The organism is Lunatimonas salinarum, from assembly GCF_017811155.1.
Taxonomy (GTDB): Bacteria; Bacteroidota; Bacteroidia; order Cytophagales; family Cyclobacteriaceae; genus Lunatimonas; species Lunatimonas salinarum.
On the sequence record NZ_JACVCV010000012.1, the window covers coordinates 71,600 to 92,451 of the forward strand.

Sequence of the window (20,852 nt, forward strand, 5' to 3'; positions counted from 1 at the left end):
AACATACATCCACTACACCTACCACATTGACCACAAAAGCAATTGATAGAAAGTAAAGCGAAAAAATCAGGGTTAAAGGTGAATCAACAGAAAGTAAATAAGCCTGGAAGTATAGAAGCGTATTGACCTTTATATTAACACAATCGGCTCAAGAATAATGGAAAAACTTACCCGACATAGCATTCAGTGGTTTTACAACCTTTTGGCAAAGGGAGAATGCGAAATTCTTGACTTTAAAGAGGATTTGGAAGACAAAATTGCTTTTGGTAAGTCATTGAAAAATTTTGCCGCAAAATACGATGAACTTGCTAAAGATGTAGTGGCTTTTGCCAACAAAAAAGGAGGGTTTTTATTTGTTGGCATCGAAGACAAAACCAAAGAAATCAATCCCGAATTTGAATATATCGATACTAAAGTTTTTGAGCTCATTAGACAAATTCAAGATAGAACTGTTCCTTCTATCACTATCAAGCCTCATAAAATCAGCGTTGATGGTAAGGAAATTTTAGTGCTAGAAGTGCCATTTACTACACAACTTCACAGAACTTCGAAAAGTGAATACCTAATTCGCAGCAACGATGGGAATCGGCCTATTGAAACGTTTGAAATGGCCACTGTTCAAGCGGAAAAGGGATTGATTATATATGATCAAAAAATCTGGGATTTACCGTTAAACAGTAAAGAAAAAGACAAGCAGGGAAATCCAATTCCAGGTTGGCAAGATATAAATAGAAAAAGAGATTTATGGGCCCGTATTTTTCAGGAAAAATTTGATATTATGCAAAAGGTAAGTTGGGTGTTTTTTTTGCTGTTGTTTCAAAGTTTTTTGTCTTTTTCTCAAGAAGTCACTTTAGAAACAGACTATTTAAGGGTTACATTTGATGAAAAAGGTCAAATTACTACCTTGCAGGATAGGGCATCGGGTAAGGATTATTTGCAGCAGCATTCGCTCGATGGTGCAAGTTTGGTACGTATCCGGGTTGGAGGGGAGTATTGGTTGCCTGATGCGATGCATGTTTCTGGTAATCAAATTTCGCTAGATTATCCTATTGGAAAAACGGCTCTACAACTAGCTGTAAAGTCCAATCCCAAATACCTTTCCTTTGAATTGATTTCCGTAAGCTCCGATGTGGCTATTGATTTGATCGTTTGGGGACCTTTTCCTACTACGATCAGCGAGGTGATAGGCGAGTCGGTAGGTGTGGTGAGGGACAGTGATTTCGCTCTTGGCATTCAAGCGCTCAATGTCAAGACCCTTGGAGGGTTTCCAACGACCGAAGACGATATAGAGCCAGCTTACGATATTTTTGAAACGGGTAACCTGACCGATGTCGAAGCAGATTGGCGAAGGAAGAAGTTTTACCGCGGCCAAACCGCTAAACCGATTGACGGGGGCTCCATCCTACAAGCATATACCCGAAGCAGGCAGAATGACCGGATTATCGAAAATTGGGGCCACACCCACTACTTAGCCCCAGCTTTTTCGGATGGGGGCATTGTGGGGAGTAAAATTGCTGTTTTTGGGTGTCCACCTGCTAAGGCTCTGGAAATTATAGGGGAAATGGAACTGGCCGAAGGTCTGCCCCATCCTATGATTGGTGGAGAGTGGGCAAAAACCGCTAGGGAAGCGACAGCTTCCTACCTTATTATTGGATTTACAGAGGACGATTTGGATCAAGCCCTTGCTTTGACGAAAAAGGCCGGTCTGAAGTATCTGTATCATGGGCATCCATTTAAGTCTTGGGGCCATTTTCCGCTTATTGAAAAAGCTTTTCCCGATAATTGGGAGAGCATGAAGCGAAGTGTTGATCGGGCAAGACAGCAGGGTATTTCGTTGGGAGTACACACATTGAGTAATTTTATCCAAACAAACGATCCGTATGTGACTCCAATCCCCGACCAACGATTGGCTAAGGTTGGAGAAAGTAGTCTTGTCCGGGATTTAGCCGAAGATGCTGATGAAATATTTATTGAATCACCGCTGTTTTTCAACCAAATGAAAAACAACGCTCTTAAGTCGGTACAGATCGGCGATGAGATCATTCGCTACGATGAGGTCTCGGAAAACCAACCTTGGCACTTGAAGGGATGTATCCGGGGAGCTTTCGGTACGCGTGCTTCTGCCCACAAGGCGGGGACCAAGATCGGAAAATTGATGGATCATGGATATAAGGTTTTCCTTAGTGATGCAGCATTATCTGAGGAGATTGCAATCACACTGGCTAACCTATTTAATGAAACTGGTCTTTTACAGATTTCTTTTGATGGCTTGGAAGGGGTGTGGTCAACCGGTATGGGACAGTATGCCCGGTCTTTGTTTACTAAGACGTGGTATGATCACTTGAACGAAGATCTCAGAGGCAAAGTCATCAATGACGCAAGTAATCCAAGTCATTTCAATTGGCACATCAATACCCGTTATAATTGGGGAGAACCCTGGTATGCTGGGTTTAGGGAAAGCCAGACCCAGTATCGATTGATGAATCAGGATTTTTACCGACGAAATCTACTTCCTGCCATGTTGGGATGGTTTAGTATGAATTCGCAGACCAGCATAGAAGATACGGAGTGGCTTTTGGCAAGAGCGGCCGGATTTGATGCTGGATTTGCATTTAACTTAAATCTTAATCAGGTTGCCGAAAACAAGGCGAGTGATGCTATTTTTGATGCGATCAAAACTTGGGAGACTGCCCGTATGGCGGGAGCCTTCAGCCAAGATCAGAAAAAGCGCATGGAGGATATTAAAAATGAATTCCATTTGAAGCCCGTCGGTCCGAGTGAGTGGAGTCTTTATCAATACAAGATTGAAAGATACGTTCATGAACAGAAAATCAGGCAGCCAGGCGAGCCGGTCTATTCGGTATTTGAATTTGACAATCCCTACGATGAACAAGAGTTAATGTTTATCATCGATCTAAAACTTGGCGATGGAGATAGGAGCTCAAAAATTGAATCCATAAAAGTAGAAATTAACAACTATGCTGAGTTGGAAATCCCCGTCACCATGGATCGTGGGCAAGTGCTTAAGCTCGGACGAGCGGGACAGATCGAGCTTTACGAGAAAAATTGGGATCTTGTAAAAACCATTCCGATAGATCGAAAAATTCCTTTGTTGAAGCGGGGAAAAAACAGTATCTTGATCGATGCCGGATTTGTGACGGATGGCAAAGCTAGCTTGAGGGTGGAGATGAAGACGGAAAGCAAGCCAGAGAAAGTAGTAATAAGGGATAAATAGTGCTTCATTTCCTTGAAATTCTGTTGAGTAGACAAGTTCATCCAGCATCCTGATGGCGACTGGGTCTAGATTACAAAATATCCGCATTCGAAACCACTTTCGTCATTTTGCCATTAAGGCAGCTATATTGAAGAATCAACATTCAAACGAACAATAACTCATGAAAACCAATCGAAGAGATTTCTTAAAACTATCCGGAGTGGCAGGAACCGGATTGGCAGGCGCAGGCCTTGCCGGATTTACCCCCCGAAGCATTGGTGCAGAATCGTTTAATCCCCCAAAATGGGAACGCTTCAATATGTCCGGATATGCAGCGCCCAAGTTGGACGTGGTACGTGTAGGACTTATCGGTATTGGTAATCGAGGTTCCGGGGCTCTGCGCCGCTTGTCCCGCATAGAAGGTGTGGAAATTACAGCCCTATCTGACCTCTACCCTGACCGGGTACAAAAGGGAAATGAAACCGTGGGAGAGTGGGGGCATAAACCGCATCTTTATTCGGGTGGGCCTGAAGACTGGAAAAAGCTTTGTGATCGCCAAGACGTCGATTTGGTGTACATATGCACCCCTTGGGCCTTGCACGCCCCTCAGGCAATTTATGCGATGGAACACGGCAAACATGCGGTGACGGAGCTTCCCTCCGCACAAACCCTCGAGGACTGCTGGAAGCTGGTAGAAACCTCCGAAAAAACGAAGAAGCACTGCATGTTACTGGAGAACGTATGCTACGATTTCTTCGAAATGCTTACATTGAATATGGCTCGTCAGGGCTTTTTTGGAGAGATACTGCACGGTGAAGGTGCCTACATCCATGACTTGTTGATGGCTAATTTTAGTAAAACAGGGTATTCCAACATGTGGAGGTTGGAGGAAAATGCCAGTAAAAATGGTAACCTGTATCCCATGCATGGCCTTGGTTCCATCGCCCAGATTATGAATATCAATTATGGGGACAAAATGGATTTCTTGGTATCGGTCTCTACGGATGATTTTATGATGGGAAAGAAGGCGGAGGAACTGGCACAATCTGATGATTTTTGGAAACCTTACGTAGGCAGGCCCTACCGGGGAAACCTGAACACCAGTATCATCCGAACCAGCTTGGGTAAAACGATCATGCTACAGCACGATGTCACCTCTCCTCGCCCATATTCCCGTATTCATCTACTAAGCGGCACCAAGGGAGCCGCTATGAAGTACCCCGAGCCGGGACGAATAGCCACCGGCCACGAGGGATGGTTGTCACAGGAGGAATTTGCCGAACTGGAAGCGAAATATACGCCCGAGATTACCAAGCGAGTAGGAGAGATGGCAAAGCAGGTAGGTGGCCACGGAGGGATGGATACCCTCATGGATTGGCGCTTGATAGACTGTCTTCGAAATGGACTCCCACTGGACATGAACGTTTACGACGCCGCGACCTGGAGTTCGATCGTGCCACTTTCCGGCTGGTCTGTCGCTAATCGGTCTATGCCGGTAGAGGTTCCTGACTTTACGGCTGGACTTTGGAGCAGCAATAAGCCAATGATGGACATTAATCTGGTGAAGGGTGGAAATACCCTGCTGAAGATGCGTTAAGAATCACGGGGATTTTTGGCTGGGTAACCCATTTGGATTTGAATAGCTGGCTTGTCCGATTATTGCATAAGTTAGGCCTTTTCATCATCCAGTGGGTTAAACAGTCCCTCTATTCTAAGCTGAACACCCATTTTGGGCTCATTGATCTCAAGGTTGGAAATTCCCAGTCCCATGAGCCGCAAGGGCATTTTAAGTGGTTCTTGGTTGAGTAACTCCTCCGAAAACAACAGGATGTCGGGATTTTGGAGGTATCTTGGAAGGCTTTTACTTCTAGTTTGTTGAGTGAAATCCTTGTATTTTAATTTCAGGGTAAGTGTTCTCCCTCGAAGTTGATTCTTTCCCATCCGAGCGAGCAGCTCCTCGGCGAGTTTATACCGGGCGGCATGGAGTTGTTCGCCTAGAAAGAGGTCTTTTTCAAATGTGTTTTCAACACTGATTGATTTCCGATCCCTATTGGGATTGACAGGGCTGTGGTGGATTCCGCGTACAATTTCAAAATAATGAAGCCCTGATTTCCCAAATCGCCGGGTAAGGAAATCCAGAGAATATTGCTTCAAATCGGAACCTTGATGGATACCCAGCTTTTTCATTTTTTCGGCAGTGACCTTCCCGATACCGAAAAAGCGCTCAATGGGAAGCTTTTCAAGAAATGCAGTGGCTTGGTTGGGTGTGATCACGGCTTGCCCATTAGGTTTGTTCAGGTCAGAGGCTACCTTTGCCAGAAACTTGTTATAGGAAATGCCAGCTGAGGCATTCAGCCCTATTTCACTTTTGATCTTGGAGCGTATTTCCGTGGCTATTAGTGTAGCCGAAGGGTTTTTGGGCTTGTTTTCCGTTACATCGAGGAAGGCTTCGTCCAGGGATAGTGGCTCCACTAAATCCGTATATTCGTGGAAAATTTCCCTGATTTGGTACGATAGTTCTTTATACCGCTCAAAACGAGGTTTTACAAAAATCAATCCCGGGCAACGCAGTGCAGCGATCTTAGAGGGCATCGCAGATTTAACTCCGAATTTTCTTGCTTCGTAAGATGCTGCTGCCACTACACCTCGCTCCCGATTGCCACCAACCGCCACCGGCTTTCCCCGTAAATCGGGGTTATCCATTTGTTCTACTGATGCAAAAAACGCATCCATGTCAACATGAATAATTTTCCGGGTGGCTTCCACGTCTGAGGGGATAATTACAGTGGGAAGTTACATGCATCTTTTTAAATTAAAAAGCGGGGAAGCCCCGCTTATTTGTCTGTCTCTAATTGTTTTTCTCGCATATCGTTATCACAGGTCTATCAGGGAATCGCTTTTTCGATTAATGGCCTACTAGTGGGTTGTTCTAGTATGCAGCGACTGAATAGTGCCTGTGGAACTTTTTGGGTTCGACTGCTACTGCCTTCTTACCAGCTTCCCTGTGCTACCATGGCTTTTGCCACGCGTTCAAAACCGGCGATGTTGGCTGCATTGAGATAATCCTGTGCATCAAGCGAGTATTTTTTCATGGTGTCCTGGCAATTTTCATGAATGCCCTGCATGATTACCCGCAGTTCGGTTTCCATTCTGGATCTTGACCAATAACGACCGAGGCGGTTTTGTGTCATTTCCAGTCCTGAAATGGCTACTCCCCCCGCATTGGCCGCCTTGCCGGGGGCATAGATGATGTTGGAATGTTGCACAGCCTTGATGGCGGCGTCTGTAAGCGGCATATTGGCTCCTTCCGCAATCAGGATCGCACCGTTTTTACTCAGGTCTTGCACGTCTGACTCATCCAATTCGTTTTGAGTCGCACAGGGGAACGCACATTCTGCTGGAATCGACCAGAGACGCTTTTCAGTTCCCTCGTAGTATTTGGCAGACTTGTATTTTTCAGCGTAGCCTGCTATGCTCTCTCGCTTTTCATTTTTTAGTACTTTTAAAAACGCCAGTTTCTCTTCATCCACACCTTCTTCATCGTGTATAAAGCCTGTGGAGTCAGAAAATGCGACTACCTTGGCCTTATCGTGTATTAGTTTTTCGATGGCAAACTGAGATACGTTACCGGACCCGGATACCAGGCAGACTTTATTTGCCAGGTCTTTGTCAACTTCCGCCAGCATGTATTCAGCAAAGTGCACCAATCCGTACCCGGTAGCCTCTGGACGAAGAAAAGAGCCGCCCCAAAGGGGACCTTTGCCCGTAATGCTTCCCTGAAATTCGTTTTTAATTTTTTTGAAGGCTCCAAAAAGGTAGCCAATTTCCTTTTCTCCCACACCGATGTCCCCGGCAGGGATGTCGGTGAAATGGCCAATGTGACGGTATGCTTCCAACATCCAAGCCTGGCAGAAGCGCATGATCTCCCGGTCTGACTTATGCTTTGGATTAAAATCAGCGCCTCCCTTTCCGGCACCCAAAGGCAGCCCTGTTAGCGCATTCTTGAAGGTCTGCTCAAAAGCCAAAAATTTCAAAATACTCAAGTTTAGGCTAGGGTGGAAGCGCAGTCCTCCCTTATAGGGTCCCATCGCCCCATTCATCTGTACCCGATATCCTCGGTTTACCTGGATTTGATTGTTATCATCTGTCCAGCAAACCCGGAATGTGATGATACGCTCCGGTTCAGCCATTCTTTCAAATACTTTTTCCTCTAAGTATTTCGAGTTCTTTGACAGTACGGGTTCTATGCTGTCAAAGACCTCTAATACGGCTTGGTGAAACTCCGGTTCACCTGGATTTCTTTCCTTGATGGAGTTTAAAACATAGTCTATTTTCGACATCTATGCAGGGATTAATGGGTTTAATTAATAAATTGATGGGGTAAAGTATTCGTTAACTGGTTCTGGTTGAAAGGAGTTAAAGCCTCAGGTTTTCAATTAAGCCGGTAAATATAACCAAGATTGTAGTTATCGATTCAAAAATACATCAAAAATTGACTGTGATTTTAATAGGCATTCTTCGTATTCGCTCTCAGGGTTGGCATCTATGGTGACGGCACTTCCTACACCAAAATAGAACCTTCCGCTTGCGACGTCCATTAGTACACTTCTAATCACTACGTTCCAATCAAAATTCCCCAAATCATCGATGTATCCCATACTTCCTGAAAACCAACCACGTCTGAAATCTTCATAATAATCAATCAGTTCCATCGACTTGATTTTTGGAGCCCCCGTCATGCTTCCCATGGGGAAGGTTTTTTCGATGATATCCCTAAAGGTCGCAGTCTTCTTTAAGCTGCAACTTACGGTGGAAATCATTTGGGAAATTTTTTTAAATCGATACACGCCAAACAGCTCTTCTACTTGGACAGTGCCTATTTGGGCCACTCTTGACAAGTCATTTCTCATCAGATCTACAATCATGAGATTTTCAGCCTGCTCTTTCTCACTATGTCGGAGCCTTTCGGCCAGTTGGTCGTCTTCGTCTTGGGTATTTCCCCTTCTGATACTGCCTTTAATCGGTTGTGCGACTAGTACATTTCCGGTTTTTTTCAGAAAACGCTCGGGTGAAGCGCTTAAGACGTACTTGCCATCAACAGCACAGAGACCACTAAACGGCATAGGGGATAACTCATTTAGTCTGAGGTAAAGCTGTATTGGGTCTATACCGGAAAAATCGCCCTCGTAAGATATACAGTAGTTCATCTCGTAAATATCGCCTGCCCGTATATGCTCTTTGATTTTACGGAATTTTTCAAAATAGCGATCCTTGGATGTTAATGTCCGAATCACCGGGGAGGTTTTCCATAGGGGAGTTAACGGGAGTCGGAAATCGTTGATGTTGGCAACGATCGCCGCGGCCTCCGGATGATAGATGAGCGCTTCATTTTCCGTGAATTCTACCCTTAAAATAGCTCGGAAGAAGAATAAATCAGGACAGGAAAACGTAGCAGGATTTAGGCTTTCGAGCTTTTCGTACTGGTTTTTTTGATCATAGCTGATGATGCCTCCTATCCATTGCCCTTTCGTATGCGCTATCTGTTCGAAATCGATGGATTCGGAACCTGCTAGCAGCAGGTGCTTAAATCCCCCCTTCGGATAGGGGATACTGTTTGAGCAAAAATAGCTAAGGTAGGGGTAGTTACTTTGTGTCCAATAAAGAAGGCGCTTCACCCACATCATATCCCAAGGTACTCGGATGCCATCTTTTCCACTTTTCATGCAACGAATTTACGCAAAAGAATAAAAAAAGGGCTAACGATACCGCTAGCCCTTTCGCCATCATGTAATCAAATTAATTTGCCTTGATTTCAAAATCAACGCTTACGGTGTTATATATAAATTGGTCTTTAGCTTTGTCTACCGCATTGGCTTCGTCTCCGTAAGAAAGGCCCCAAGCTGTTCGGTCGATGTTGAATCCAGCTTTTGCAGTCACCGCTCCGTTACTTACAGAAACGCTCGCAGGAAATTTAATGTTTTTTGTGGTTCCTCTCATGGTTAGATTTCCACTAATCCAGTGAGTAGGGCTATCGGGAGCGATCTCAGAGGCGCTTTTTGGCGTGTTGTCTGTCTCAAATTCAGATTTATCCTCGATGCTACCTGCCGCGAAAGGTTCTACCGCCGTGATCTCAAACATGGCTTGCGGATGATTCGCTGCGTCGAAGAAGTCGTCTGATTGCAAATGGCCCCACAATTTGCCGTGATTTTCCGATCCTGCCTCCAAATCGTGAATTTCTAGTTTTGTAATATCAAAGGTGAAATTACCTGCGGTAACCGCATTGCCTTCGACTTTCAGGTCGCCAGAGACAATTGGGATGATTCCGTAGTGCTGACCGGCTGGTTTGTATCCCCTCCAGTTTACTGTACTGGCATTGGTATCCAACGCTAGGGTACTACCGCTTCCCTGAGCAACCTCTGCCGCTTCGCCGGTTTCAACGGTATCGGCACTCTTACCGCATGAAAGCGCTATGAAAGAAAGCGCAAAAAGATAGGTTGAAATTTTAAATAGTCTCATAACTGTTCTTGATAGTTTAATTTGGTCCAGAATTTGATGTATATACACGTAAACTATTATTTGGCGAAAAGGTTCACTTTATTTGAAAAAAAATTAGATTTGGCTTCTTGAACTCACACACACAGCATATTTAATCATAATCGGAATCATGGCACTCATCAAGAAAGTGAACGGAAAATCGCCCAATTGGGGCAATGATTGCTTTATCGCGGATAATGCAACTATTGTAGGGGATGTAAAAATGGGAGACCGTTGCACAGTTTGGTTCAACGCAATCATTCGTGGGGATGTCCATGAAATCCGAATCGGCAATCAGACAAATATTCAGGATGGCGCGGTGATCCATTGCACTTATCAGAAGGCGGGGACCTATATTGGTAATAATGTATCCATTGCGCACAAAGCAATCGTTCATGGTTGCACCGTGCATGATAATGTACTTATAGGTATGGGAGCTATCGTGATGGACCACGCAGTAATTCACGAAGGCTCGGTGATTGCGGCGGGTGCTGTAGTTCTAGGTGGTACGATCGTTGAAGCGAACAGTATTTATGCGGGAATTCCTGCTAAAAAGGTAAAAGAGACCGGTGAGTTTATGAAAGGCGAAATCGGGAGGATTGCCGGTAACTACCCCATGTATGCAGGTTGGTATGAAACTTGATCTTTGAGGCTAGATTCCTTCATTTGGCCGGAACCGGATATTTTCCGGATAAGGAAACGCATGGATAAGTTCTCCTTTTTTTAAGGTGTCTTGAATTTGTTTCCAGTAATCTGGATCGAACATGCGTTCGTGGAATTGAAAAAAATGGGCTCGCACATCTGCGCGTCCGATCATAAAGCGTTTGAAATCCTCCGGGAATACATCGTTGGCCGCAATATCGTACCATGGTTCTGCTGCATAGAGTTGTTCGTAGGACGTTGGTTTTGGCTTTTCCCGAAAATTCATGTCCTTGAGAAACTCGATCTCATCGTAATCGTAAAAGACGACCCGTTTTTGCCTAGTCACACCGAAATTTTTGGTCATCATATCGCCCGGAAAGATATTGGCTTGTGCTAACTGCAAGATTGAATTTCCATATTCCTCGACTACCTGCTTGGCTTCTTCCAAAGAACAGGATTCTAAGTAAAGGTTAAGCGGCTCCATTCGCCGTTCGGTGTAGCAGTGTTTGATGATTAGAGTTTTTCCATTTATTTCCAGAAGTGAATTAGCGGTGTTTTTCAGCTCCTTAAGTAGCTCAGGATGTATCCGATCCAATGGGAGGTGAAAGTTTTCAAACTCGTGGGTATCGGCCATTCTTCCCACTCGGTCATGCAAGGATACAAGCTTGTATTTTTCCTTTACCTGCAGCCGTGTCATGTTTTTGGGCGGATCAAAATGATCTTTGATTAGTTTGAAGACGATATTATAGGAAGGTAATGTGAATACCGTCATCACCATGCCCTTTATGCCAGGCGCAAGCACGAACTGGTCCCCGCTATTTGACAAGTGTTCCAAAAAATCACGGTAAAACTCCGTTTTTCCATGCTTGTTAAAGCCGATTGCATTGTATAGCTCATGAATTTTTTTATTCTTAATCACCGAGGTTAAAAAACTGATCACCTGGGCGGGCACCTTGATTTCTGCCATGAAATAGGAGCGGGTGTAGCTAAAAATGCCACTCATGATGTTGGGATTAAAAATAAGTGTATCCACAAAAACCCCTTTTTCGTTATGAACAAACGGAATCAGAAAAGGCATCCACTTTCCGCCAATGTACGTTCTCCCGATCAAATAGGCCGCTTTGTTCCGAAAGAAAACGTTTTTTAGAACTTGGATTTTGGTCTCCAGCGAAGGCGCGTACCGCGTGAGGATTACCTCTTTGACTCCGCTCACTAAGAATGCAATATCCTCTTCTTTATTGTAATAGGGCACGCCAAAGTCAAAATCTTCAAGCATCTTTCGGAAAATGATGGTAAGATCCCAGGTACCCGGGTACGTGTGAAAAAGCGACTCATCTGGCTCTAGAGGCTTTCGAATGCGCCCAGGCAGCACAAACATGAGGTCATTATCTATAGACAGGCGGGGAAAAATTTTCCGTATGACTGAGTTAAAAAAGGACTCGGCAAGCTCCTCGTCCGGTCTGCCTGCGATCGCCTCGCTGTAACGTGTTTTTAGATCCGACCATAATGCTTTATCTCCGCAGCGGTCACTCAGTATTTCTTGGCAGTTTTGGATGGTGAGCCGCAAGACGTCCTTATAGAGCCTCAGCCTTTTTTTGTGGTTTTGCTGGAGTTCATTCCAGTTGCGTTGACGGAAGTTTATAGGGGCTCTTTGTGAAAATTCATTGAATCGGTTAATATAAGACTCATATCCCTTCAGAATTTCGTCAATAATTGTGTCCATAAATGGATCTTCAGTAGCCTTCATGGTGTCGTTCAGCGTATCAATGAATAAAAAAGAACTTGAAGTACCATCCGTGTAGAAATTGGTTTTTCCTAAAAGTTGTTTTTTTGCAGAAATAGAATTTATGCTTAACTTTCAAGCAAGTTTATTCAAATTTTGAATAAAACCCAATAGGTTTAATAGGTTTGATAAGTGAAAAAGGTCTGGGCATTGTTCAGACCTTTTTTTATTTATCGTACTTTGGTAAAAAAAAATGACGTGCTATGCAACGTGGTAATCGATTTTCGGGATTAGGGACTGTTTTAGGATGTATGCTGATTGTCGCATGCGGTTGTGGACGCAGCGAATCTGAGAAGCAGGCAGACGTCCCAGAGGTAGATGAATTGGTCGAGCGCCAGCAACTGCTTGAAATCGGTGTAGGCATGTTGTCGGAGTGGATCACCCATTGGGGCAGTCAAGGGTTTGTAGGCGATGCGGCTAGTTTTACCAAGGTACAGACTATTGCACTCGACCACTTGGAGCGACCTGAAGTAAATCCATTGGCAGGTACCGAGAGTAATTTGGAATCATTTCAATTGTCCAACCCGGAGGGTTTTGGGGTGATTGATATTTACGACTATAAGGTGAGGATTGACGATGGGGGAGAAGTATTGTACGAACCGGATGCTGAAGTCACTTACTACAAGGCGAATGGAATGCGAGAGCGCCTCCTGTTTATTGGGCCTTCGGGCTTGTTTGAAGACGCTGTTTGGATCAACGGGCAGACACTATTGGTTGCAGGATATTTCGAAGGAGATCAGGGGTTTTCTCCCATGCTCTGGCTCGTTTCTATCGATAAGGGTTCCTACGAGGTATACGAAAGTTCCTTTGTTGCGCCCTCTTATGCGCGACATGCCTACTTAGAGGAAAAGTTCAAAGTCAAACGGGAATGATGGATTTGGATACAGTACTCACCAAATTGGCAGCGGCTATGAAGGGGCCCCTTCCCGGAAGAAAGGGGCAGATGCTGATGGCACCCTTGCCGATGGATGAGGAGCGATTTGAACAAGTCAGCGGTACCCATGTACGTCAGGGGGCGGTTCTTGTGTTGTTTTATCCGGACGAAGGCGGTTGTATGGTACCGTTTGTCAAGCGTCCCAACTATGTGGGAGTGCACAGTGGTCAGGTTTCGTTGCCGGGAGGCAAGCGGGATCCGGATGATGAGGATTTAGTGAATACCGCTTTAAGAGAGACTTATGAAGAAATTGGGGTGTCTTCTTCTGAAATAAAAATTTTCGGAAAGCTGTCATCGCTGTACATACCGCCCAGTAATTTCTCTGTTTTTCCATTTTTGGGATATACGGAACAAAAGCCGCAATTTAAGCCGGATCCCTACGAAGTTGATCGGCTAATCACTTGTAGTTTTGAATACTTGGCTAGTGCGAATATCCGAAAGAAAAAGCCGTTGCGATCAGGTTTGACTACGTTGACAGCGCCCTATTTTGATATAGACAATGAAGTAGTTTGGGGAGCAACGGCCATGATTTTAAGTGAGCTTCTTTATCTTTGGGATCACAACTAGGCGGTGGCGTGAACCGCAATCAGCAAGGTCAAAAGCATTTGGAAAAAGAACTAACGAAAATTGTACATGGAAGAACGGACACCCTTAGTAACAAATGATGCCGTGGTTTTGGCCCTCTTAGTGGCAATACTGGGATTTGTTTTTTATTTCTCCTCTAGTCAACATCCGTTTTTTAAAAGGTTTTTTCGTGTTGTTCCCACGGTTCTGCTGTGTTATTTTATTCCAGCACTTTTGAATACATTTGGAGTAATCTCCGGAGAGGCTTCAGGTTTATATTTTGTGGCTTCTCGGTATTTGCTTCCAGCATCCCTTGTATTATTGACGCTTAGTATAGACCTGAAAGCAATTCTAAAACTTGGGCCCAAAGCAGTGACCATGTTTTTTGCCGGCAGTATGGGTATTGTAGTTGGTGGACCATTGGCATTGTGGGTGGTGTCTTGGTTTGTTCCTGAGGTACTGGGTGCCGAAGGTGCGGAGGAGACCTGGCGAGGTTTGGCTACCATTGCCGGTAGTTGGATTGGTGGAAGTGCGAATCAGACGTCGATGTTGGAAGTATTTGGAGCAAGTCCGGTGTTATTTAGCCAAATGATTGCAGTTGATGTAATCGTAGCGAATGTGTGGATGGCAGTGTTGCTTTATGGAGCGGGTATCCCGGAAAAGATAGATCGGTTTTTTAAAGCAGACAATTCGGCGATCGTTGAGCTACAGCAGAAGGTAGAAAAATACCGTGAAGGAATCATGCGGGTGCCAACCTTATCCGATACCATGGCTATTTTAGGTTTAGGTTTTGGCGTTACTGGTTTGTCTCATTTTGTGGGAGATACGGTCGGCCCCTATGTGAGGCAAAACCATCCGTATTTAATTCAGTATTCATTGGATAATGCATTTTTCTGGATTGTGATCGTTGCGACCACAGGTGGGTTGTTACTTTCCTTTACCCGGGCGCGTAACCTCGAAGGTGCAGGGGCATCCCGGTTGGGAAGTGTGCTGCTGTATATCTTGGTAGCTACGATTGGTATGCAAATGGATCTTGCCGCGGTTTTGGAAAATCCGCTGTTTTTTGTCATCGGGATGCTATGGATGCTCTTTCATGTGGCTGTCATGTTATTGGTGGCCTATTGGATCAAGGCACCATTTTTCTTTGTGGCAGTGGGATCACAGGCAAATGTGGGAGGGGCTGCGTCTGCCCCCATCGTGGCGTCGGCATTCAATCCTTCATTGGCTCCGGTGGGGGTTCTTTTGGCTGTGTTAGGATATGCTATTGGAACCTATGGTGCCTATATTTGCGGTTTATTGTTACAGTTTGTTTCAAACCTTGGATGAGCTATGGGTAGGTACCGGAAATTTGTGTTTGTTTGTACTGGGTCGGACTGTAAAAAGGCCGGTTGTAAGACCCTGATGAAAGACCTAAAGCAGATCCTGAGCTTGGATCCACATAGAGGTAGCTTTAAGCTTGTTAAAACGAAGTGCATGGATTTTTGCAAATCGGGACCGGTGATGGTCTTCGAAAATGAAGTGTTTAAAAACGGCGAGATTGGAAAATTTAAGGGCAAAATCCAATAGTCGGACACGAAGGGAGGGGGCTTCTAACAATAATTTTTAGCGTAGTGGTATTTTTTAAATCCCTGATTTAAATAAAATTAACTTATTTTATTACTTTTATCTTTCAAACGAAACCATTGGGTTTGGCGACCAATGGTGTAAATTCAGCTATTTTTCAATATGGGGTTTAAATTTCAAAGTGAGGTGTTGGATAGAAGACTTGGTCATCAGGAGGTCTTTTTGATTTTTTCAGAGGATAAGATTCTTTTTGCAGACGGAGCACTTGGTTCAGCATGCGATTGGGAGTCTTATTTTGATCCGCAGGGGCAGCTACGCCAAAGGCTAGTCGATTTCTTTTCAGCCCTAGAAGGTCTTGAATTAGATTCAATCAATGAACAATTTGAAGATTGGTCATCCATGACATGGACGATAGAAGGGCGGCAGATCGATGGGCTGGGTAGGGTTTGTTTTGCACTGGGAAGCAGAGCGCACGGTGGGCTGCCTGATGCGTTGCCTCCTTTGAGAGTACCTGAATACTCGGATACCGACGAGGAGGTTGGAAGGGGAGTTTTTTTGGATCCGCTTTTGAGCAATCTTTCCACTCTGTTTCTACTACAGAATTCCCTAACTTATTCAGATGTATTTGCTGAAGGGCTTTCGGTAGTAGGTAGGTACCTGAACTCCGATTGCTGTGCGTTGTTTTTGGTTGACCGAGGTAAGAGGATTTTTGAGAGTGGGTATGAATGGCACAGAGACGGCGTAAAAGCACCCAATAAGCCATTTGACGGACTGTCCGTTGAAGAAAAGCGAAAAATTTTGGACCGGTTGATCGTAGAAGGTTATTTGGTTTTTTCCTCTATGGGGTACCATAATTCCACTGCGACAGAACGGCATCAACTGTTAGATGGCGGTATTCAATCCATGATTTTGGTTCCCGTTGTAGTACAGGATGAACTTTTGGGTATCCTCTTTATTTGTAGTTATTTGGACGGACACAACGCGATGGAGGGCTCGGACAATCTCAATTCGTTGGTCCGATTGGGAGAGGTATTTGGATATGCGATCATCAGTCAACGCGAAAAATCGACTAGGTTCCGTAATGAGAAACTGTTGCAGGAAACGGAGCTTTTGGCCAAGTCGGGATCCTGGCGATTTTTGAATTCGGAGAAGAAAATTTACCTGTCTAAGGGGCTTAGGAGACTATTCGGGCTAGATGAGGAGCATGATTCCATGGCGTTGGATGAATTTTTTCAGTTAGTAGGCCCGGAGGAGCGGAAGTTGGTCAGACAGGAATTGAAAAGGGTCCTTAAAACCAGTCAGGAGGTTTCCGGGGAGTTTCGTTATTTGCTTCCCAATCAGCAGGAGAGGATAATATCCTACCGTATACAAGTCAATCAGCTTACCCCACAAAAGCAGTTGGAGGTTTTTGGCATCTGCACAGACATCACTGAACGGAAGGCCTTGGAAGAGAATCTATTGTTGGAGTCTCAAATTCTAGCCCAAGTAAATGAGGCCATATTCGTAACCGATTTGTCTTACCAGGTGATCTACATGAACAAGGAGGCTCAGGCGCTTAGTGGGCTGGAAAGTGGATTCAAAGGTAGTATAGATCAACTGTTTCAGCCGACTAATGCACCTACTGAAACCCTGACATCTCTGGCGGAAAAGTACCTAAAGGATGGTGTCTCCCAGGATACCCTACGGTTAAAAGATAACAGGGGAAAGGTGTTTGACTGCCGGGCTAATTTTTCTATTATTCAGGGCAAATCAGGCGTACCGATTGGTTTTTCGTTTTTGGTGGATGATATTACAGAAGACCGCGAGCGTGAGGAGTTGGCAAAAAAGGCCAAATTAATCGTAGAGAAAAGCCCTGCGGTGCTGTTTACACTGGATCCGACCAAACACTTTCAGATCACCTACGTAACGGAGAATATCAATCAGTTTGGATACAAGGCCAAAGAGCTTATATTGGAGGGGGTGAGTTTTTTGGATTTGATACATCCCCAAGACGTTGCGGATTACCTTGCGTCATTCAAACAAAGTGAACAGCCTGCACGGGCGCGTGAGTACCGTATCAAAACCTCAAGAGGCAATTATTTGTGGGTGGAAGACAAGGTAAGTGAAATCAGGGTAGTTAACGGGGAAATCTGTCGGTACGAGGGACTTTTTCAGGATATTACAGAGAAGAAGAAAGATCGTGCAGAGATAGAGAAGGTCAAGAACCAATACAGGGTTTTGGCTTCAAATATTCCCTATACCAATGTGTTTCTTATAGATCCAGGCTATCGGTACATTGTGGCAGAAGGACCTAATTTTGAGTATTGGGGTCTGGAAAAGGCCTACTTTGAGGGGAAAACAATAAAGGAAGCGAATACCACTAATTTTGACGTGATTCTGCCGCTTTTTAAGAAGGCCAAAAAAGGCCGGCAAATGGCCACCATGGAGCTGAAATACATGAAGCGGGTTTATCAGCTGATCGCCATGCCGATTTTTGAGGGCAATGAACTGGAGTATTTTTTGGGTATTATCCGTGATATAACCCGTGAGCGGGCTATACAGCAAGCGCTGGAAAAAAGTGAGCAAAAATATCGAAATTTAGTCGAGGAATCTACCGAGCTCATCTTTTCGATAGATACCGAACTGTCGGTAAGCTACGTATCGCCAAATATTAGGCAGTTTTTGGGGTATGAGACCTTTGAATTCACAGGTGGTGGTTTCTTGGATTATTTGCATCCGGATGACCGGGTGGCCTTGGACCAATTCACTCAAAAAAATCCCCTTTCTTATTTTGAGCAAAGGCCCATATTTGACTGCCGAATGCGCCACAGAGATGGTTCTTACCGTATTTTTAGTGTTAGCGGAAAGCTTATTCAAGACGAAAAGGGAGAAGTGAAGTACTATTCCGGAATAGCTCGGGATAATACCAAACTAAAGGAAACCCAACGGGAGCTTTTGATAGCCAAAGAGCGGGCTGAGAAGGCCTTGGAAGCCAAATCTCAATTTTTGTCGGTAATGAGCCACGAAATTCGTACACCGATGAACGCGGTGATAGGGCTGTCGCATTTGTTGTTGGAAGAGGATCCACGAGAGGATCAACTGGAAAACCTCCGAACACTTCAGTTTTCTGCTGAAAACCTCCTCGGGTTGATCAACGACATATTGGATTTCAATAAGATAGATTCCGGAAAGGTCGAGTTGGAGTATGTATTGTTTGAGCCACAGCATCTCCTCAATCGAATCATCCGTTCTTATGCGTATCAGATCAGGGAAAAATCCTTGGAGCTGCTGCTTGATGTTTCGGACGAACTCCCCCGGCAAGTTATGGGAGATCCGGTGCGCCTTTCGCAGATTTTAAATAACCTGATTTCCAATGCGGTGAAGTTTACCAAGGCTGGTAAGGTCGAGATTAAAATGACTCTGGCGAGACAAACCGATAAAGAAGTAACGATCACTTTTCAGGTGATAGATACCGGGATTGGGATACCTTCCGATAAGTTGGATTACGTGTTTGAAGCCTTTACCCAGGCGAGTTCGGACACCACCCGTAGATTTGGAGGTACCGGATTGGGTCTTGCGATTGTTAAAAAGTTGGTACTTTTATTAGGGTCGGATATTAAGGTAGCATCTACTGAGGGAAAGGGTACTTCCTTTAGGTTTGACCTTACTTTCGATCTGGCCAAGAAGGATTATTCCAAAGGTAAGCAGGAAGTTCAGGTCCTCAAGGATTTGCAAAACATCAGTATTCTGGTGGCAGAAGATAATTTGGTGAATCAGGTTCTGCTTAGGAAATACCTGACCAAATGGGGCGTAGGAACAATCGAATTCGCCCCAAATGGTCGCGTAGCTCTGGAGCTTTTTGAAGGTGGGGACTTTGATATTTTGCTTATAGACCTACAGATGCCTGTTATGGATGGTTTGGAGATGGCAAAGGAAATCCGATCCAAGGAAAAAGGAAAAGGAAAGCGTGTGCCCTTGATAGCCCTTACCGCCTCCTCTTTTTCGGAAGTACAAGAACAATTGGGCCAGTCGGGATTGGACGACTATGTCGCCAAGCCTTTCAATCCCGCAGACCTGTATGCGAAGATTATCAAATACCTTTGACCCGATTATTTGACGTTTGAATGTAGCGATTACTGATCGATGTTGGTTTTCAGCTCTTGTACAATGATAGTCGGCTCGGTATAGGCTCTCGCTGCTTCGTTTTTTCTGACCTTTGTAGGGATCAATTTAGGTTGATGTCTTTGGTAAGCCATTTTGATGTAACCTGATTGGATTCATGGATTTGTTGGATTTTGCGTGTAATTTTGCCTCCCTATGGTTGCTATGCGTCTTATCTCCCTTATTTTCGGATGTTTTTTGTCATTTATTCATCTGCATGCGCAAGAAAGTAGCTCTCGTCGTTCATCGTTATTCATGACCTACGGTACTTCTGGGGCTAACGTCCGGGAGTTTAACGAAATGCTCGCCGAGAAGGGAATTTCTCCGCTTAGGAATGGATATCGCTCTTTCGGGATGGGCTATCACACCCGTGTCAATGATTTCATTTTTGGTGCCGAGATATACCAAAGTAATGGTCCGAAATCCAACTATGGGGATTTTGAGATAGATTATCGTACTTCTCGATTTTACTTTAATGTAGGGTACGCACTTACCGAGGAGGGCAGGGTGCAGTTTCTGCATTATATGTCCATGGGAGTGGGGTATATGAACTTTCAAATGCTTAAGGCCAATAGGCCGGATGAATTGGTGGCGATTCTGTCCGATCCTGCTCAAGGGTTTATCCTTCGCAAAAACAACATTCATAAAGGATCCGAGTATTTGGGTGGATTTCTTACAGAGATTGGGTTCCAATTAGGTTATGATTTGGATATCCCCGCTATGGCAGAAACCTTATCTGTGATAGCAAAATTCGGTTATTCTTTTAGCCCATTTGAGCGCGCATGGAGTCGAAACGGACTCGCTTTTGATAATATTCAAAGCGGGGCTTTTTTGAGGGTCGGTGCCGGTATATCCCTTCCAGATCGTAATATCTTTTACAACGATGCTACCATGAGCTTTCATTTCTTTTACGGATCCAATGGGGTAAGTAATTCTAGATTCAATGAAATTTTACAAAATAACAACTATGAACCACTCCCTGAGGTAGGAGGAAATATAGGCGTGAAAGTTATTGGCGAAAATGCGCGCACGATGTATGGGCTGGAGGTTTGGAATCTCTCTTCTTTTGGGACGGCTAATGAGGCCTATGCGCAAACGCTAAATGGCATTCGGTTTTACGCCAACTTGGGAAGACAGTTGTACAAGCGTAAAAACCTGGAGCTTGGAGTTTTGGGTGGGATGGGGTACGGCGGGGTCAGGTACACACTTGAAAGCAGGTTTAAGACTGATTTTCCAAGACTTTTTGAGGAACCCCTCCATGATGGAACAATCGTGGCGCATGGCTTAATGGCGAAACCAGAGGTGATCATTTCCTATGTTATGCCGCTTTCGTCACTTAAGCTTTTTGACTTGGTTTATTCCTTGCATGGGGGGTATGAATATCCGCTGGGTAGGTATAACCTGGGAGGTGTGCCTATGAGGGAATTTATGAAGGGGCCTTATATGCAGGTAAGTGTGGGTGTTCGTCCCTGAGGGCA

At 44.7% G+C, this 20,852-nt stretch carries 15 protein-coding genes; 9 read left to right on the plus strand and 6 right to left on the minus strand.

Annotated features, from left to right (window positions below):
• Positions 1-157: 157 nt before the first annotated feature.
• Positions 158-3,235 carry an AlbA family DNA-binding domain-containing protein gene (locus IAQ59_RS15180; RefSeq protein ID WP_209331682.1) on the plus strand — a complete coding sequence of 1,026 codons (3,078 nt, stop codon included), beginning with the start codon at positions 158-160 and terminating at the stop codon, positions 3,233-3,235.
• 160 nt (positions 3,236-3,395) lie between these two features.
• Positions 3,396-4,811 (plus strand): Gfo/Idh/MocA family oxidoreductase, encoded by a 1,416-nt coding sequence (locus tag IAQ59_RS15185; protein ID WP_209331683.1) that lies wholly within the window; start codon positions 3,396-3,398, stop codon positions 4,809-4,811.
• A gap of 71 nt (positions 4,812-4,882) precedes the next feature.
• Here IAQ59_RS15185 and dinB read toward each other — a convergent pair whose 3' ends face one another.
• From dinB to IAQ59_RS15205, 4 genes are all read right to left on the minus strand, one after another.
• Positions 4,883-5,980 (minus strand): DNA polymerase IV, encoded by a 1,098-nt coding sequence (dinB, locus tag IAQ59_RS15190; RefSeq protein WP_209331684.1) that lies wholly within the window; start codon positions 5,978-5,980, stop codon positions 4,883-4,885.
• Positions 5,981-6,204: 224 nt separating this feature from the next.
• The gene (gdhA, locus tag IAQ59_RS15195; RefSeq protein ID WP_209331685.1) at positions 6,205-7,554 is read right to left on the minus strand and encodes an NADP-specific glutamate dehydrogenase; all 1,350 of its coding nucleotides are present in this window, start codon (positions 7,552-7,554) and stop codon (positions 6,205-6,207) included.
• Between the two features lie 126 nt (positions 7,555-7,680).
• Positions 7,681-8,937, minus strand: coding sequence for an anthranilate synthase component I family protein (locus IAQ59_RS15200; protein ID WP_209331686.1), 1,257 nt, complete (start codon positions 8,935-8,937; stop codon positions 7,681-7,683).
• Between the two features lie 73 nt (positions 8,938-9,010).
• Complete coding sequence (locus tag IAQ59_RS15205) at positions 9,011-9,730, minus strand: YceI family protein (protein ID WP_209331687.1); 720 nt, start codon at positions 9,728-9,730, stop codon at positions 9,011-9,013.
• A 148-nt stretch (positions 9,731-9,878) separates the two neighbouring features.
• Between IAQ59_RS15205 and IAQ59_RS15210 the strand changes: the two genes are divergently transcribed.
• Positions 9,879-10,391, plus strand: a complete 513-nt coding sequence (locus tag IAQ59_RS15210; protein WP_209331688.1) for a gamma carbonic anhydrase family protein — start codon at positions 9,879-9,881, stop codon at positions 10,389-10,391.
• 9 nt (positions 10,392-10,400) lie between these two features.
• Here the strand turns inward: IAQ59_RS15210 and aceK are convergent, their stop codons facing one another.
• On the minus strand, positions 10,401-12,113 hold the full coding sequence (gene aceK / locus IAQ59_RS15215) for a bifunctional isocitrate dehydrogenase kinase/phosphatase (RefSeq protein ID WP_245189629.1): 1,713 nt from the start codon (positions 12,111-12,113) through the stop codon (positions 10,401-10,403).
• Positions 12,114-12,376: 263 nt separating this feature from the next.
• Between aceK and IAQ59_RS15220 the strand changes: the two genes are divergently transcribed.
• The 5 genes from IAQ59_RS15220 (at position 12,377) to IAQ59_RS15240 (ending at position 19,317) form a co-directional block, all read left to right on the plus strand.
• Positions 12,377-13,045: a hypothetical protein gene (locus tag IAQ59_RS15220; protein ID WP_209331690.1), complete on the plus strand. Its 669-nt coding sequence runs from the start codon at positions 12,377-12,379 to the stop codon at positions 13,043-13,045.
• Positions 13,042-13,674, plus strand: coding sequence for an NUDIX hydrolase (locus IAQ59_RS15225; protein WP_342450714.1), 633 nt, complete (start codon positions 13,042-13,044; stop codon positions 13,672-13,674). The genes IAQ59_RS15220 and IAQ59_RS15225 overlap by 4 nt, the downstream gene beginning before the upstream one ends.
• A gap of 66 nt (positions 13,675-13,740) precedes the next feature.
• Positions 13,741-14,997 carry a DUF819 family protein gene (locus IAQ59_RS15230; protein WP_209331691.1) on the plus strand — a complete coding sequence of 419 codons (1,257 nt, stop codon included), beginning with the start codon at positions 13,741-13,743 and terminating at the stop codon, positions 14,995-14,997.
• Positions 14,998-15,000: 3 nt separating this feature from the next.
• Positions 15,001-15,237 (plus strand): (2Fe-2S) ferredoxin domain-containing protein, encoded by a 237-nt coding sequence (locus IAQ59_RS15235; RefSeq protein ID WP_209331692.1) that lies wholly within the window; start codon positions 15,001-15,003, stop codon positions 15,235-15,237.
• 159 nt (positions 15,238-15,396) lie between these two features.
• Positions 15,397-19,317 carry a PAS domain S-box protein gene (locus IAQ59_RS15240; protein WP_209331693.1) on the plus strand — a complete coding sequence of 1,307 codons (3,921 nt, stop codon included), beginning with the start codon at positions 15,397-15,399 and terminating at the stop codon, positions 19,315-19,317.
• A gap of 29 nt (positions 19,318-19,346) precedes the next feature.
• Here the strand turns inward: IAQ59_RS15240 and IAQ59_RS22520 are convergent, their stop codons facing one another.
• On the minus strand, positions 19,347-19,469 hold the full coding sequence (locus IAQ59_RS22520) for a hypothetical protein (RefSeq protein ID WP_280867778.1): 123 nt from the start codon (positions 19,467-19,469) through the stop codon (positions 19,347-19,349).
• Positions 19,470-19,572: 103 nt separating this feature from the next.
• On the opposite strand from IAQ59_RS22520, the gene IAQ59_RS15245 reads away from it, so the two are divergent.
• Positions 19,573-20,847 (plus strand): hypothetical protein, encoded by a 1,275-nt coding sequence (locus tag IAQ59_RS15245; protein ID WP_245189630.1) that lies wholly within the window; start codon positions 19,573-19,575, stop codon positions 20,845-20,847.
• Positions 20,848-20,852 lie beyond the last annotated feature (5 nt).